The 15,949-nt window shown below is 65.9% G+C and carries 14 protein-coding genes; 7 read left to right on the top strand and 7 right to left on the bottom strand.

The window, feature by feature from the left end; all coding sequences use genetic code 11:
* Positions 1-50: 50 nt before the first annotated feature.
* The gene (locus DWA33_RS06450; protein WP_114357265.1) at positions 51-3,203 is read right to left on the bottom strand and encodes an efflux RND transporter permease subunit; all 3,153 of its coding nucleotides are present in this window, start codon (positions 3,201-3,203) and stop codon (positions 51-53) included.
* A gap of 12 nt (positions 3,204-3,215) precedes the next feature.
* Positions 3,216-4,358 carry an efflux RND transporter periplasmic adaptor subunit gene (locus tag DWA33_RS06445; RefSeq protein ID WP_430707862.1) on the bottom strand — a complete coding sequence of 381 codons (1,143 nt, stop codon included), beginning with the start codon at positions 4,356-4,358 and terminating at the stop codon, positions 3,216-3,218.
* A 202-nt stretch (positions 4,359-4,560) separates the two neighbouring features.
* Here DWA33_RS06445 and DWA33_RS06440 point away from each other — a divergent pair, with 202 nt between their 5' ends.
* Both DWA33_RS06440 and DWA33_RS06435 read left to right on the top strand, forming a co-directional pair.
* Positions 4,561-5,124, top strand: coding sequence for a TetR/AcrR family transcriptional regulator (locus DWA33_RS06440; RefSeq protein WP_114357263.1), 564 nt, complete (start codon positions 4,561-4,563; stop codon positions 5,122-5,124).
* Positions 5,125-5,324: 200 nt separating this feature from the next.
* Positions 5,325-5,600, top strand: coding sequence for a DUF3551 domain-containing protein (locus DWA33_RS06435; protein WP_114357262.1), 276 nt, complete (start codon positions 5,325-5,327; stop codon positions 5,598-5,600).
* A 124-nt stretch (positions 5,601-5,724) separates the two neighbouring features.
* Here the strand turns inward: DWA33_RS06435 and dksA are convergent, their stop codons facing one another.
* Together dksA and DWA33_RS06425 are read right to left on the bottom strand one after the other, a co-directional pair.
* Positions 5,725-6,135, bottom strand: a complete 411-nt coding sequence (gene dksA, locus DWA33_RS06430) for an RNA polymerase-binding protein DksA (RefSeq protein ID WP_013501217.1) — start codon at positions 6,133-6,135, stop codon at positions 5,725-5,727.
* Positions 6,136-6,302: 167 nt separating this feature from the next.
* A complete protein-coding gene (locus tag DWA33_RS06425) occupies positions 6,303-6,713 on the bottom strand; it encodes a flagellar assembly protein FliX (RefSeq protein ID WP_114357261.1) in 411 nt (136 codons plus the stop codon).
* 300 nt (positions 6,714-7,013) lie between these two features.
* Here DWA33_RS06425 and DWA33_RS06420 point away from each other — a divergent pair, with 300 nt between their 5' ends.
* The 4 genes from DWA33_RS06420 (at position 7,014) to DWA33_RS06405 (ending at position 9,532) form a co-directional block, all read left to right on the top strand.
* Positions 7,014-8,135 (top strand): flagellar basal body P-ring protein FlgI, encoded by a 1,122-nt coding sequence (locus DWA33_RS06420; RefSeq protein ID WP_114357260.1) that lies wholly within the window; start codon positions 7,014-7,016, stop codon positions 8,133-8,135.
* On the top strand, positions 8,135-8,470 hold the full coding sequence (flgJ, locus tag DWA33_RS06415; protein ID WP_114357259.1) for a flagellar assembly peptidoglycan hydrolase FlgJ: 336 nt from the start codon (positions 8,135-8,137) through the stop codon (positions 8,468-8,470). The genes DWA33_RS06420 and flgJ overlap by 1 nt, the downstream gene beginning before the upstream one ends.
* A 19-nt stretch (positions 8,471-8,489) precedes the next feature.
* Positions 8,490-8,981: a hypothetical protein gene (locus DWA33_RS06410; protein ID WP_114357258.1), complete on the top strand. Its 492-nt coding sequence runs from the start codon at positions 8,490-8,492 to the stop codon at positions 8,979-8,981.
* 179 nt (positions 8,982-9,160) lie between these two features.
* Positions 9,161-9,532 carry a hypothetical protein gene (locus DWA33_RS06405; RefSeq protein WP_114357257.1) on the top strand — a complete coding sequence of 124 codons (372 nt, stop codon included), beginning with the start codon at positions 9,161-9,163 and terminating at the stop codon, positions 9,530-9,532.
* A gap of 118 nt (positions 9,533-9,650) precedes the next feature.
* On the opposite strand, the gene flaF is transcribed toward DWA33_RS06405, so the two are convergent.
* The 3 genes from flaF to DWA33_RS06390 all read right to left on the bottom strand — a co-directional run bounded on the left by flaF (position 9,651) and on the right by DWA33_RS06390 (position 13,279).
* Positions 9,651-10,019 (bottom strand): flagellar biosynthesis regulator FlaF, encoded by a 369-nt coding sequence (gene flaF / locus DWA33_RS06400; protein ID WP_114357256.1) that lies wholly within the window; start codon positions 10,017-10,019, stop codon positions 9,651-9,653.
* A 3-nt stretch (positions 10,020-10,022) separates the two neighbouring features.
* Positions 10,023-10,403, bottom strand: coding sequence for a flagellar biosynthesis repressor FlbT (gene flbT, locus DWA33_RS06395; protein WP_114357255.1), 381 nt, complete (start codon positions 10,401-10,403; stop codon positions 10,023-10,025).
* Positions 10,404-10,615: 212 nt separating this feature from the next.
* On the bottom strand, positions 10,616-13,279 hold the full coding sequence (locus DWA33_RS06390) for a DUF1522 domain-containing protein (RefSeq protein WP_114357254.1): 2,664 nt from the start codon (positions 13,277-13,279) through the stop codon (positions 10,616-10,618).
* 520 nt (positions 13,280-13,799) lie between these two features.
* Between DWA33_RS06390 and DWA33_RS06385 the strand changes: the two genes are divergently transcribed.
* Positions 13,800-15,947, top strand: a complete 2,148-nt coding sequence (locus tag DWA33_RS06385; protein ID WP_114357253.1) for a tetratricopeptide repeat protein — start codon at positions 13,800-13,802, stop codon at positions 15,945-15,947.
* Positions 15,948-15,949 lie beyond the last annotated feature (2 nt).

Raw genomic sequence — 15,949 nt, 5'->3', positions numbered from 1 at the left:
GACTTCCGTTATGGCCGGCTTCTCCCGCCATGACGATTAGCTAACAGCACCTACGATCGTGCAACCGTCGTCGATCGCAGCTCGCTTTTGCCCGCCGCGCCCTTGCTGCCTCCCGCCTTCCGCCGCTCCACCTTCTGCAGCACGAAGACGTAGAACACCGGCACGAACAGCACCGCCAGCACGGTGGCGGACAGCATGCCGCCGAACACGCCGGTGCCGATCGCGTTCTGGCTGCCGGCGCTGACACCGCTGGCGAACGCCAGGGGCGTGACGCCGAGAATGAACGCGAGCGAGGTCATGATGATCGGACGGAAGCGGATGCCGGCCGCCTCGATCGCCGCCTCGCGCAGCGGCTTGCCATCGGCATGGAGATCCTTGGCGAATTCGACGATCAGGATCGCGTTCTTGGCGGACAAACCGATGATCGCGATCAGGCCGACCTTGAAGTAGATGTCGTTCGGCATGTCGCGCAGCATCACTGCGAAGAGCGCGCCGATGATGCCGAGCGGCACCACCAGCATCACCGACAGCGGGATCGACCAGCTCTCGTACAGCGCCGCCAGCAGCAGGAACACGAACAGCACGCTGAGGCCGAGCAGGAACGGCGCCTGATTGCCGGACTGGATCTCCTGCAGCGACTGCCCGGCCCATTCGAAGCCGAAGCCGCGCGGCAATTGTTTCGCCAGCCGTTCCATCTCGGCGATCGCTTCGCCCGATGAATGCCCGGGCGCGGCGTCGCCGGCGAAGCGCACCGACGGATAGCCGTTGAAGCCGATCACCTGAATCGGTCCCTTCGACCATTCGGTCCGCGCGAACGCCGACAGCGGCACCATGCCGCCTGCGGCATTGCGGACATTCAGCTTGAGCAGATCGTCCGCGTGCATCCGGCGATCGTCCTGCGCCTGGATGGTGACGCGCTGCATCCGGCCGGCGTTGGGGAAGTCGTTGACGTAGGCCGAGCCGAGGCTGCCGGTGATGGTGGCGTTGATATCGGCGAACGACACGCCGAGCGCGTTCGCCTTCTCACGGTCGATCACCAGATGGAGCTGGGCGGAATTGGCCAGGCCCTCGACCCGGACACCGGCCAGCACCGGGCTGGCGGCGCCGGCCGCGGTCAGACGCGTCGCGGCATCATCCAGCGCCGCATTGCCGCGGCTGCCGCGATCCTGCAGTCGGAAGGTGAAGCCGGTGAAATTGCCGAGACCGTCGATCGGCGGCGGCTCGAATGCCATGACGGCGGCATCGCCGATCTTCGCCAGTTCGACATTGGCGCGCCGGGCGATCGCCCCCGCGCTATCATGGCCGCGTTCGCTCCAGTCTTTCAGCGTCACGAAGGCCACCGCGGCACTCTGCGAATTGCCGGAGAAGCTGAAGCCTGCGACGGTGAACACTTGCGACACGCTGGGGTCGGCGAGAAAGACGCGTTCGGCCTGTTCGATCGACGTCATCGCGCGGGTCTGGGTCGCTTCGGTCGGCGCCTGCATGTCGACGATCAGATAACCCTGATCCTCGGTCGGCAGGAACGCCGCGGGCAGCCGCAAGTAAGCCCAGCCGAGGCCGGCCAGCAGCGCCAGATACACCACCATCAGCCGCCCGGTCCGCCCCGTGGCCCAGCGGACGCCGCTACGGTAGCGGCCGGCGATGCGCGCGAAGCTGCGGTTGAACCAGCCGAAGAAGCCGGCCTTCTCGTGGTGATCGTCCGGCACCGGCTTCAGGAAGGTGGCGCACAACGCCGGCGTCAGGGTCAGCGCCAGGAAGCTCGAGAACAGGATCGACACCACCATCGTCAGACTGAATTGCCGATAGATGATCCCGACCGCGCCGGGGAAGAACGCCATCGGCAGGAACACCGCCGTCAGCACCAGCGTGATGCCGACGATCGCACCCTTGATCTGCCTCATCGCCTTGATGGTCGCCTCGCGCGGCGACAGCCCCTCGGTCGCCATCAGGCGCTCGACGTTCTCGACCACCACGATGGCGTCGTCGACCAGGATGCCGATCGCCAGCACCATCGCGAACATCGTCAGCACGTTGATCGAGAAGCCGGTGGCGAACATCACCGCGCAGGTGCCGAGCAGCGCGATCGGCACCACCAGGGTCGGGATCAGGGTGTAGCGGATGTTCTGCAGGAACAGGAACATCACCACGAACACCAACGCGACCGCTTCGGCGAGCGTGTACAGCACCTTCTCGATCGACGCCTTGATGAACGGCGTGGTGTCGTATGGAATCTCGTAGGTCATCCCTTTCGGGAAATACTGCGCGAGCTCCTTCATCTTGGCGGTGACGGCCCTGGAGGTGGCGAGCGCATTGGCGGTCGCCGACAACTGGACGCCGATCGACGCCGCCGGCTGACCGTTCAGCCGGCTCTCCGAATTGTAGTCCTCGCCGCCGACCTCGACACGGGCGACGTCGCGCAGCCGCACCGACGAGCCGTCGCGGTTGGCGCGCAGCACGATGGCGCCGAATTCCTCCGGCGTGCCGAGCTGGCCCTTGACCAGCACCGGCGCGGTGACCTCCTGCGACACCGGATTGGGCATCGCGCCGATCCGCCCGGCCGCGACCTGCGCGTTCTGCGCGGCGATCGCCGCCGAGACGTCGCTGACGGTCAATCCGACGCCGAACAGCTTGTCCGGATCGATCCAGACCCGCATCGACCGCTGGGTGCCGAACAGCTGCGCCTTGCCGACGCCCTCGACCCGGCGGATCTCGCTGATGATGTTGCGGATGATGTAGTCGCCGACCGCGATGCTATCGAGCGAACCGTCGGTGGTCTGCACCGAGATGAACATCAGGAAGGTGCTGGAGGCTTCGTCGACCAGGATGCCGCGCTGCGTCACCGCGCTCGGCAGCCGCGACTCCACACGGCGGATGCGGTTCTGCACATCCACCGTCGCCTGCGCCAGCGAGGTGCCGGGCTGGAACGAGACCTCGATCGAGATCTGGCCGGTCGCGTCGGTGGTCGACTCGAAGTACATCAGGCCGGGAATGCCGGCGAGCTGATCCTCGATCAGCCGGACGACGCCCTGGTAGATTTCCTCGGACGACGCGCCCGGGTAGTTGGCGGTAACGGAAATCTTGGCGGGCGCGATATTGGGATATTGCGCGACCGGCAGAAACGGGATCGCCAACGCGCCGGCGATCATGATGAAGATGGCGACCACCCACGCGAACACCGGCCGCGCGATGAAGAAATCGGGCATGACCGCCGAGCCTCACTTCGCCTGCGCGGCGGCGCTGGCCGCGCCCGCCGCCGCGATCCCGGACCATGGCTGCGGATCGACCGAGGCACCCGGTGACAGCGCCTGGAAGCCTTGCACGATCACCGCATCGCCGGCCTTCAAGCCGGCGGCGATGATCCAGCGGCCATCGACCAGACGCGTCGGCGTCACCGGCCGCAACTCGGCTTTGCGATCGGCGGTGACGACATAAAGCTGCGCCTGCCCGCCGGGATCGCGGCGCAACGCGCGGTCGGGAACAGCCAGCACGCCGGCCTCCTCGCCCTGTACCAGTTGCACCCGGACATACATGCCGGGCAGCAGATCGCCGTCCGGATTTGGAAACTCGCCGCGCAGCGTCACCTGCCCGGTGGTGGCGTCGACCGAGGCCTCGGAGAACAGCAACCGGCCGCGATGCGCGTAGTTGGTACCATTGTCGAACCGCAGGCGCGCCTCGGCTTCGATCGCGTCGCCGGGCTTTGCGGTTCGCTGCGCGGCATGCTTGAGCGCCAGCATCTCGTTTGCCGATTGAGTGAAGTCGGCATAGACCGGATCGAGCTGCTGGATCGTCGCCAGACTCTCGCTGCCGCCGACGGTGAACAGCGCGCCCTCGGTGATCAGCGCGCGCCCGATGCGGCCGGTGATCGGCGCGCGCACCTCGGTGTATTGCAGATCGAGCTCGGCCGCCTGCAGTCCGGCACGCGCCGAAGCCTCGTCGGCCTCCGCCTGCGCCAGTTCGGCGACCGCCTTGTCGTAGAGCTGACCGGTGGTCGCATCACGGTCCTTGAGCTTGGTCTGGCGCTCGGCCTGCTGCGCGGCGAGGGCGCGCGTCGCCTCGGCGCGCTGCAGCGCCGCCTTGGCGCTGGCGACGCGGACCTGAAACGGCGCCGGGTCGAGCCGGTACAGCACGTCACCCTGCTGGACGATGGTGCCCTGCTTGAACACCCGCTCGATGATGATGCCGGAGACCCGCGGGCGCACCTCGGCGATCCGGGTCGGCGCGATCCGCCCCGGCAGATCGCTGACGATGCGCAGCGTTTCCGGCGCGACCGTCACCACGCTCACCACGACCGGCGGCGCTTGCTTCTCGGCTGGGCCGGCCTGCTTGCCTTCGCCGCAGCCGGCCAGGCCAACCATCATGCCAAACGCGCAAGCGGCCCGGAGAGCGGCTATCGTCTGCGTCCTCACGCTCATCACCTTTGCTCGGCGCGGCCGCAGGGCTCCCCAGCCTCGCCGCAACCGCTCAAAAGATACCGGCCGGTTGGTATATTATCTGATTGACAATGACAACCGCCGCCCGTCTAGATTCACCGAACCGTCACAGGGAAAGCCTGTCGCCGCGATGAGCAGCGCCTATGAGCGAAAGAAACAACCTGAAGTCGTCCGGCGCGCCCTGATCGATTGCGCCGCCGCCCTGGCGCTGGAGCGGGGGTTGCAGGCGGTGACGGTGCAGGCCGTCGCCGCCGCGGCCGGCGTCACCAAAGGCGGCCTGTTTCATCATTTCCCGACCAAGGACAAACTGATCGAGGCAGTGTTCGACGCCCAGCTCGACGTGTTCGGCGCCGCCGTCGACGACGCGCTGCAGGACGACCATTCCAGCTACGGCTGCTTCACCCGCGCCTATGTCCGGGCGACCTTCGATCTCAGCGACCAGGACGACAGCCAATGCGGCGGCGCGCTGGCCGTATCGATGATGACCGATCCGCTGCTGCGGCCGCGCTGGTCGGCCAGGATGCGGGCATGGCTGACCAAGCACAAGAAGACCGACTCGGCGCCGGCGCTGGAAATCGTGCGTCTCGCCGCCGACGGCGCCTGGCTCGCCGACCTCACCCACCTCGCCCCGGATCTCCGGATGGATCGCAAGAAGCTGCTGGCGCGACTGCTGGCGATGACGCGGAAAGATTGAGGCGCTGCTCCTGAGCGGCACGATGCGGGACACGCCACATTACGGCGGATCATAAACCGCCTGTCCAGACATCCGCAGACATGATCCGGCGCATCGGCGGCATCCTGCGCTCGTAGTTGTATCGCGACCGGGAGACGCTAACTTCCCCCCGCGACCGACGATTCCTGCAGGGGAGTCCTCGGGCTCAATGGAGAGACCAGATGACCAAGACCGGCGCCGCTTTGCTCGCGGCCGCGACCCTTCTCACCCTGGCGGCGGCTCCGGCCTCGGCCCGCGACTTCCCCTACTGCCTGCAAGGCGGCGAATGGGGCTATCCCGGCAATTGCCAGTTCGACTCCTATCAGCAATGCATGGTGACCGCCTCCGGCACCCGGGCCTATTGCGACATCAATCCGATGGTCGCGTTCGGCGCGCGCGAGCAGGACGCCGAACCGCAACAGGTGCCGCCGCCGCGTCAACGTCAGCGCCGGCATTGAGCAGCGCGGACTGGTCGCGTCCGCGTCGTTCGACACCCTGTCGTGCAGCACGGCCCGGCCAAAAAAACAACGGCGCCGCTTCCGATTGGAGGCGACGCCGTAAAACTTCGATGAGCCGACCGGTCTATTCGTCGCGATACACCTTTTCGCGCTTCTCGTGGCGCTCCTGGGCTTCGACCGAGAGCGTCGCGATCGGGCGCGCCTCGAGCCGCTTCAGCGAAATCGGTTCACCCGTCTCTTCGCAGTAGCCGTAGGTGTTGTCTTCGATACGTTGCAGCGCCGCGTCGATCTTGGCGATCAGCTTGCGCTGGCGGTCGCGAGCGCGCAATTCGATCGCGCGGTCGGTTTCGGAAGAGGCGCGATCGGCCAGATCGGGATGATTGACGTTCTCTTCCTGCAGTGCCTGGAGCGTGAGTTTGGCTTCACGCAGGATCTCGTCCTTCCAAGCCAACAATTTGGCGCGAAAGTATTCGCGCTGCCGCTCGTTCATGAACGGCTCTTTCTCGGATGGTCGATAGTCTTTCAACTTTTCCAAGGGCAATCCATGATTCACATTGGGCGGTAAACACCCCGCCTGCGCGGCAGCTTATATAGCGCGCGGTTGTGACAGACAATATCGACCGCAGCGATAGCTCGGCCCGTCGCACGGCCGAGGAACAGGCGTGCGACCGGATTCGACCTGCCTTGGATTTGGGCGCGAGATCAGGCTTGGCCGGCTTTGGCGAGTTCGACCTCGACTCGCAGCTCGATTTCCCCCAGCACGGCATCGAGGCCGGGATCACCTGACGAATTCTTCAATTCGGCCGCCGCAGCGCGCAGCCGCGCCACCATGGCGGCGTCGAGCGAGCCGGACAGCAGCCCGATCTTCAGATCGTCGAGCGCATCCAGCGCGGTGCGGCCACGCTGCACCGAGCGCTTGCGGCGTTCGGTGGCGTCCTCGACGCCCTGCATGGCCAACAGAGCGTCCAGCCCTGCCGCCGGCCGCGGCGCACTGATCGGCTTGGATTCCGACGGCGTCGGCGCGGTGGGCAACGAGAACGTGCTCGATCCGGAGCGCCGGACGGTGCCGGAGCCGGTCGATGTGGTGGTGCCGTTCGGACCGTAAATGCGCATCGCTTCTCTCGCCGTGTCCAGGCTCGCCGCGTGGAACAGCTTACACCCAGGGCGGCAACAGGGCTGAGGCCCCCGACCCTGAGGAAACAGATTTATGGTTAACGGCGAGTAAACACCCGGCAAGATTTGCCGGGGACGGCAGTTTCGCCGTGGCGGGAACCCGGACGGAACTCGCCGAAACGGAACTTACCCTCGGCAAATCAACAAGTTGCGCGACGTCGAGGGGTGGCACAGGACTGGCAAGGCTGAGCCGACCCACGTCGTCGGCGAAAGCCGATGGCGGATCGACAGGAGCCGTGAATGCCGCGCCCGACCACCCGAATCCTCAAGCTGGCCTCGGCAGTGCTGTGCGCGCTGCTGCTGACCGGCGTGGCGGCGAACGCGACCTCGCGGATCAAGGACCTCGCCAACATCGAGGGCATCCGGCAGAACCAGCTGATCGGCTACGGCCTGGTGGTCGGCCTCAACGGCACCGGCGACACTCTCAACAACATTCCCTTCACCAAGCAGTCGCTGCAGGCGATGCTGGAACGGATGGGCGTCAACATCCGCGGTGCCACCATCCGCACCGGCAACGTGGCGGCCGTCATGGTCACCGGCAATCTGCCGCCATTCGCCACCCAGGGAACGCGGATGGACGTCACCGTCTCGGCGCTCGGCGACGCCAAGAACCTGCAGGGCGGCACCCTGCTGGTCACCCCGCTGCTCGGCGCCGACGGCAATGTGTACGCAGTCGCCCAGGGCTCGCTGGCGATCGGCGGCTTCCAGGCCGAGGGCGAGGCCGCCAAGATCACCCGCGGCGTGCCCACGGTCGGCCGGATCGCCAACGGCGCGATCATCGAGCGCGAGATCGAATTCGCCCTGAACCGCCTGCCCAATGTGCGGCTGGCGCTGCGCAACTCCGACTTCACCACCGCCAAGCGGATCGCCGCCGCGGTGAACGACTATCTCGGCACCAAATGCGCCGAGCCGCTCGATCCTTCGACCGTCCAGCTCTCGATTCCGGCCGAATTCAAGGGCAACGCGGTGGCGCTGCTGACCGAGATCGAGCAGTTGCAGGTCGAGCCCGATCAGGCCGCCAAGATCGTGATCGACGAGCGCAGCGGTATCATAGTGATGGGACGTGACGTCCGCGTCGCGACCGTGGCGGTGGCCCAGGGCAACCTGACGGTGTCGATCTCCGAAAGCCCGCAGGTCAGCCAGCCCAATCCGCTTGGCGGCGGCCGCACCGTGGTCACGCCGAATTCACGGATCGGCGTCACCGAGGACGGCAAGAAGCTCGCGGTGGTCAAGGACGGCGTGTCGCTGCAGCAGCTCGTCGACGGCCTCAACAGCCTGGGAATCGGACCACGCGACCTGATCGGCATCCTGCAGGCGATCAAAGCCGCAGGCGCGATCGAAGCCGACATCGAGGTGATGTGATGACGCTCGCTTCCGCCTACGGCCCGACGCTTCCGACCTACAACGGCCGGCCGGACTTTGCCTTCGCCGAGGCGCTGGCGCAGGTGCCGTCGAAGGTCAAAGACAAGGCCCAGAAGACCGCCAAGGACTTCGAGGCGATGTTCCTCAACACCATGTTCTCGCAGATGACGACCGGGCTGAAGGGAGACGGGCCGTTCGGCGACACCGTCGGCACCGGCGTCTGGCGATCGATGCTGACCGAGCAGTATTCGCAGACCATCGCCAAAGCCGGCGGCGTCGGCATCGCCAGCGACGTCTACCGCTCCCTGATCCTGCAACAGGCAGCCCGCTCCTGAGCCCGTAGAGGACGACGCCATGATCTCCACGCAAAATCAGTCCGTTCAGCCCGCCGCGGCGCAGCCGGTGGCGACTCCGGCCGAAGCCCGCAAGCTCGCCGAAGCCCTGATCGAGGTGATGGACGGGCTGCTGAAACTGATCGAGCGCGAGACCGAACTGGTCCGCGCCGGCCAGATCGCCGAAGCGATGCGGCTCGAGGGCGACAAGACCGGGCGCACCAAGCAATACATCACGGCGATCACCCTGGTGCGCGCGAGTCAGCCTTATATGGCCAAGGCGACGCCCGAGCTGCTCGCCACGCTGCATCGGCATCACGAAGTGTTCCGCGCGATGCTGCAGGTTAATCTCACCGTGCTCGCCACCGCCCACGCGGTGTCGGAAGGCATCGTGCGCGGCGTCAACGCCGAAGTGCAGAAGCGCAACTCGCCGCAGACCTACACCGCCTACGGCCGGCCCACCGCCCCGAGCCCGCGCCAGCTCACACCGATCGCGGTCAGCCGCTCGCTGTAACCTCGCAGACGTCCCGCCGCTGGATCGCGCGACACCCGGTGCCGCGCGATCGTGCACGTCCATGCGACATGCTGCATTCGACTCAAATCATCGTCATCTTTGCAGGAGGAATTTCAGAACTGTTTGCCACGATGCTGGCGGAGGTGTGGGATTGACCTGATGGAGGCCAGGAGGCTGACATGAGTATCGATTTCAACGTGAAGCCGGTGGGGGCGCCGGTGACTACGCCGATCATCAGGCCGGAGCCTGAGGCGGCGCGAACTGCGATCCCGACCGACCTGCCCGCGCCGCAGAGCGTCACCGCGGCGGAGAAAGGATTCGGATCGGCTACGGTCAAGGCCGAGACCAATGCGTCGTCGTCCGTGCTGCGCCAGGTGATCTTCGATCAGGCGGCGGCGGAGATGGTCTACGTCGCGGTCGATCGGGATACCAAGGCGGTGATCAGCCAATATCCGGAGTCCTGGCAGCTCAAGGCACGCGCTTACTTCCGCGAGCTCGATCAGTCCAAACCGGAACGTATCGGGGCGCTCGCCACCGACCGCATCGTCTGACCTGCCCTCGGATCGTCCGATGGCTTTCCCGGCCTGCCGATCGCGGGCGCGGGCGATTGCTGCTGGGTAAAAGAAGCTGTGATCGAAAATCGTCGGCACGCCGTCCACGTCGGCAGCATCAGGGACGACCGCTGAGGCCCGCTGCGATGTTGCGGTTGATGTCGATCAGCGCCTGCAGGCGCTCGACTTCCGGCTTGATCTGCAGCGCGCTGGACTGGCTGAGCACGAACACGCCGATGTTGGCGATGTTCTGGCGAATTTCGATCGATTGCGGATTGTCGTCGCGCATCGCTTCGGAGACGAAGATCGACCACAGTTTGCGATTGAACATCAGCGCTTCCTGAAGTCCGATCGCGCCCTTCTCGTTCCAGTTGGTGACGACGTCCTGGAGCTGCTTGGCCGCCTTGAGCAGCGCTTGCGCTTCGATTTCGCGAGGAGATGCGGTTCTCTGCGCGGTTCTGGCGTAAGCTTGCGCGGCACTCGACATCGGCTACCTCGACAACAGTTCTTCTTCACGCTTGATGAGGGGGCGCAGCTCTCTGAGTGCCTTATAGAGATTGCCGCTTAAGATATGATTACTGGTCGCCTCGATCGTTTCGCGAAAACTCGGCACAGCTTCGAGCAATTCCTTGATGAAGCCGAGATACAGATCCTGATAGGCGGGAATGTCGTTCTGCAGATACATCATCTGCACGCACAGATAGATGCGCTTGACCGGCGTGTTTGCGGTCTCGGCGGTCAGGATGTCCTTCTCGCGCAGGATCGGCGCGTCGCCGTCGATGAGAAATGTCGTGCGGGTGTCGGAGTTGGTGATCACGCTCTGCCCGATCACGATCCGTTCGAACGGCTTCAATTCGACTCGTAAAGGCATCGCTGCTCCCTTCGCGTACGGTCACCGGACCGAGATCGACTCATCCTCCAGCCCTTTTTCCTTATGCGCAGGGTTTCCGAATCGATCCAGTGCAAACGCGCCGTGCTTTCAGGGGAAAAATGGAACAGGCGGTTGCGCGACGCCGAATCGCGTCGACGCTTCGAGCAGGGCTGCTCCGCCGCCGTCCCGGCGCGAGGCCGGGACCGCCGTGTTTACCGCAGCAACTGCAGCACGCTCTGCTGCGACTGGTTGGCCAGCGACAGCGCCGACACGGCGATCGATTGCCGGGTCGACAGCGCCTGGCTGTTGGCTGCTTCTTCGTTGGTGTCGGCCAGCGTCAGGTTGGACGAGCCGGTCTGCAGCACGTTGATGAGGTTCTTGGCGAACTCCTGACGGATCTGCACGATCGACAGGTTGGAGCCGTAGGACGACGCCTGCGAGCGCAGCGTGGTCGACGCGGTGTTGAGAGCGGCGAGCGTCTTGTTGGTCGCGGCGTTGTCGATGAAGTCGACGCCGGCGACCAGCGTCGGCAGGCCCAGCGCCGCCGGCGACAGCGCGGTACCGACGATGGTCAGCGTCGATTTGCCGGTCTCGTTGAACACCAGCTTCAACGTGTCGCCGTTCAGGAGGTTGACGCCGTTGAACGACGCGTCCTGCGACGTGGTGGTGATCTGCGCGATGACGTTGTTGTACTGCTCCACCAGCTTGGCGCGCGCGGTCTGCGAATTGAGATCGGCGACCGGCGGATTCGGCGTGGTGAAGGTCAGCGTCGAGGTGATCGTGCCGCCGAGCACGCCGCCGTCCTCCGCCGAGCCGAGCGTCGACGAGGCGTAGTCGTTGTTCGACGAAATGGTCAGCACGCCGTTGGCGTCGATCTGCGCGATCAGATTGTTCGGCGCCAGCTTGGCGTTGAGCTGGGCGAGCGTCTTCACCGTGCCGCCGGTGCCGTCGCCGAAGGTGACGCTGACCGGGGTGCCGCCCTTGAAGGCGGTGAAGGTCATGGTCTTGCCGGAGACGCCGCCGGCGCCGGAGGCGCGCGACGCCTGGAACACGGTCGAGGTGCCGGTGTTGCCGGCGAGGCCGAGCGCCAGCATCGCGTTGCCGGTGCCGCTGATGGTGAGGTCCGAGGCGCTGCCGGTCGAGATCTTCAGCGAGCCGCTCGACAGCGACGAGTTCGCAGCGCCGGTCTGCGTCGTGAGCGTCGCGCCCGTCTGCGACAGCGTTGCGGTCTGCACGCCGGTAGCGAGGTCGATCGCCTTCAGCACGTCGGCGATGGTGCCGCCCTGCAGATAGACGGTCGAATTGCCCAGGCCGTCGGTTTCGACATTGCCGGTCACGCCGGTGTGGGTCGCCGAGGGCAGCGGCACCGGTGCGTTCTTGAAGGTGATGGTCTGGCCGTTGACGGTCAGGATCGACCCGTCTTCGATCAGGGTGCCGATGGTGCCCGCCCCCGTGATGCGCGGAACGTCGATCGTGGTCGGGCCGGATCCGGTCGAGGTGGTGAGGTTCAGCGATTTCAGGAAGTCGGCCGGGCCGGTGACGTGGAGGTCCGCACCGGTGGAGGAATTCAGCGTCACCACGCCGCCGGTGCTGATCGAGGACGGCGTACCGTTGGCGGCGAAGGTCGCGACACCGCCGGCAATCGTCGCCGACTTGACCCCGCTGGCGAGATCGATCGCCGTCAGCACGTCGCCGACGGTGGCATTGGTGAAGGTGTTGCTGGTGCCGAGATAGATCGTCGAGTTGCCCTGGGAGTCGGCGACGATGTTGCCGAGCACGCCGGAGCCGACCAGCAGGCCCGACGGCGACGGCGGGTCGGAAGCCTTGAAGGTGATGGTCTTGCCGTTCACCGTCAGCGTGGTGCCGTCGGCGATCGCAGCGCCGAGACCGCCGACGGAATTGAACAGCTTGGTGCTGGCGTTGATCGCGGTGGCAGCGGCGCTGCCGAGCGGCACCGTCACCGAGGAGCCGAGACCGAGCTTGGCCAGCACGGTGCCGCCGGTGGTGTCGGAGATCTGCAGTTCGCGATTGGTGCCGGTGTGAAGCTCGAGCCGGCCGGCGGCATTGACCACCGACGGGTTGGAGGTGTTGCCATTGATGGTGTCGATGGTCGCCAGCAGCGCGTTGATCGGCTGGTTGACGCCCAGCGTGTAGTTTCCGTTGCTGTCGATCGTCGGCGTGCCGGTCGCGGTGAAGGTGATGGTCTTGCCGTCGACCACCAGCACGTCGCCCGCCTGAGGGCCTGTCGGGGTCGTGGTCGAACCGTTGGTCAGCGACGAGATCAGGTCGGTGCCGGTCGCGGTCGCAGTCGCGGTGCCGGTGTACAGCACGGCGCCGGTCGCGGTGGCGTCGGTGGCGACGTTCTTGGTCACGGCAGCAAGCGACGACACGCTGCCAATGCCGCCGCCGAGCGTATCGGTCGCCGACACCCCGTTGGTGCCGCCGACGGTGCCGTCGTAGATCACGTTGCTGGTCGCGATCGCGCTGGCGAAGGTCTGGGTGCCGCGCAGATCGTTCGGCGTGGCGCCGGCGATGGTGGTCGAGACGTTGGATTTGGTGCTGTAACCGACGTTCGACTGCAGCGCCTGGTTGGCGATCGATTTGGCGGTGTCGATCAGCTTGTTCAGCGAGGTGATGCCGGTGTTGGCCGCCTGCAGGATCTGGACGCCGTTGCCGATGCCGTCGAGCAGGTTGTTGATGTCACTGGCGCGACTGTCGAGCCCTGCCGCGGTGAAGAAGTTGGTCGGATTGTCGAGCGCGGTATTGACCTTCTTGCCGGAGGCAAGCCGGTTCTGCGTCGTCGCCAACAGATCGGCCGTCGACTGCAGCGATAGCAGATTCTGGCGAACCGCTGCTGAGAGAACCACATCAGCCATGATGCAAACCTTCCTGATCCGCGCTGGACGTCGACCTTCAGTCGCACGTCGCTGCTCGCGTCGAACGGTCGTTGCCGCCGCGACGCTTGCCGGTTGTGTTTAGACGCCTGTTCTGGAGAGGGACCTCGGACGCACCGCACACGTGCGCACCGGATCAACGCGGCCGATTCTCGACCTACCTTCTTCCTGAGCACCGGGGACTATGGCGAGGGCCATTTAAAATATGGTTAACAGCATCTTAAGGCGAAAAACGTCAATCAAATCAAAGGCCATTGGCACACTCATGGCCGTCGCTCGCCGCCGAGGAGCGATTCACGCAGCGTGATTCGCGACCTTCCCAGCCCTGTTGCAGCCGGGCGAGCCGGGTTTTCCGTTGCTCCGGCACGGCTTTTGCGCGGTCGGCGGGCCATGGTTTATGAATTGTTTACGCGCGTACCCGAGGATGAACCCTGCGGGTCTCTCTGAGGTGCGTCACAGGGCCTGACGAGATACGATCACTCCGCCAGATTCGGATCATCAGATGCAGCCCGGACGTAGCAAGGTCGTTCCCACCCGCAACCAGGCGGACAAAGCTTACGAGCCGGTGGTGCTGCTGATGCGTGCCCGGGTCCTGCATCAGCACGGCCAGCTCGACGAAGCGCGCTCCGCTTACAAGAAGGTGCTGAAGAAGGCGCCGGACAATTTCACCGCACTGCATTTCTACGGGCTCGCCGAGTATCAGAGCGGCAATCTCGAGCTCGGCATCCGATCGCTGAAGCGTGCGCTGCTGATCGAGCCGGGCTCTGCCCAGGCGCATTCCGACATGGGCATCATGCTGATCGCCTCGGGGCGGTTCGCGGACGCCGTCGCGGCCTGCGACAAGGCGCTCGCGCTCGATCCCGGCCTGGCGCTCGCATACGCCAATCGCGGGCTGGCGCTGGCCGGCCTCTCCCGCCACGACGAGGCGGTCGACAGCTTCGACAAATCGATCGAGCTGCTGCCCAGCCGCGCCGACAGCTGGAACGATCGCGGCAACGCGCTGCACAAGCTCGGCCGCTACGACGAGGCGCTGGCGAGCTACGCCAAGGCGATCGAGATCGACCCGCTCAACGACATCGCCTTCATCAATCGCGCCAGCACCTTCAAAGAACTGAAGCAGTTCGATCAGGCGCTGGCGAGCTACGACCGCGCGCTGTCGATCGGCAAGCGGCCGGTCGAGGCCGGCATTGCCCGCGCCGAGACGTTGCTGTTCATGAAGAACGTCAAGGACGCGCTGGCGACCTGCACTGCGGTGCTGCAGGTCGAGCCGAACTCGGTACCGGCGCTGACGCTGCTCGGCAATTGCATGGCCGCGCTCGGCGACGCCGAGACCGCCACCACCCTGCACAGCCGCGCGCTGGAGCTGCGCCCGAACTTCGAAGCGGCGATCTCGAGCAAGATCTTCTCGATGGATTTCTGCGCCGGTTCCACGATCGAGGCCCAGCAGGCGACCCGCAAGACCTGGTGGACGCAAGTCGGCGCGCCGATCTACCGGGCCTGCGCGGTGCCGCCGGCCAACGACCGCAATCCCGACCGCCGTCTGGTGGTCGGCTACGTGTCGGCCGACTTCCGGGCGCATTCGGCGGCGTTTTCGTTCCGCCCGGTGATCGAGCATCACGACCGCAGCCAATTCGAAGTGGTGCTGTACTCGGGCGTGGTGATCCCCGACGACGTCACCCGGGCGTTCGAGGCGACCGCCGACAAATGGCGGGACATGACTCACATGACCGACCAGCAGCTCGCCGACCAGATCAAGCAGGACAAGGTCGACGTGCTGGTCGATCTGTCCGGCCATTCCGGCGGCAACCGGCTGCGCGTGTTCGCCCGCAAGCCGGCGCCGGTCCAGGTCACCGCCTGGGGCCACGCCACCGGAACCGGCCTGCCGGTGATGGACTATCTGCTCGGCGACCCGGTGGCGATCCCGGTCGAGGACCGGCACTTCTACGCCGAGACGATCTACGACCTGCCGTCGATCGTGATCGTCGAGCCGTTGCCCGACGAGTGGCGCTCGCAGGACCTGCCTTTCGACCGCAACGGCTACCTGACCTACGGCTCGCTGAACCGGATCTCCAAGATCTCGGACGCGGCGATCGAGGTGTGGGCGCAGCTGCTCGCGGCGGTGCCGACGTCACGGCTGATCCTGAAGGATCATCAGATCGACGATCCGGCGGTGCGGCAGACGCTGCTCGAGAAGTTCGGCGCGCGCGGCATCGCGGCGGACCGGATCACCTTGCTCGGCTCCAGTTCGCGCCAGGACCACCTCGAAACTCTCAAGCAGATCGATCTCTGCCTCGATCCGTTTCCGCAAGCCGGCGGCGTCTCGACCTGGGAAGCGCTGTACATGGGCGTCGCGGTCGTCAGCCGGCTCGGCAACGCCGTCTCCAGCCGGGTCGGCTGCGCGGTGCTCGCTGCCGCCGGGCTGCCGGACTTCATCGCCACCGACGATGCGCGCTACATCGAGATCGCCAGCAAACCGGACCTGGAGCGGCTGCGCTCAATCCGGCGCGGCCTGCGCGACTTCATCCTGGAGCGCTGCGGCCCGGCCGCCTACACCCGCGCGGTCGAAGACGCTTACCGGACGATGTGGAAACGCTGGTGCGCCACCCCGTTCGACGAGGCCAAGGATCGGGCGCTCCGCCGCGGGCGCTGACC

The sequence above is a fragment of the Rhodopseudomonas pentothenatexigens genome, assembly GCF_900218015.1.
Lineage (GTDB): Bacteria > Pseudomonadota > Alphaproteobacteria > Rhizobiales > Xanthobacteraceae > Rhodopseudomonas > Rhodopseudomonas pentothenatexigens.
The sequence above is the reverse complement of the archived record's forward strand: the minus strand, read 5'-3'. Positions and strand labels throughout refer to the sequence as shown.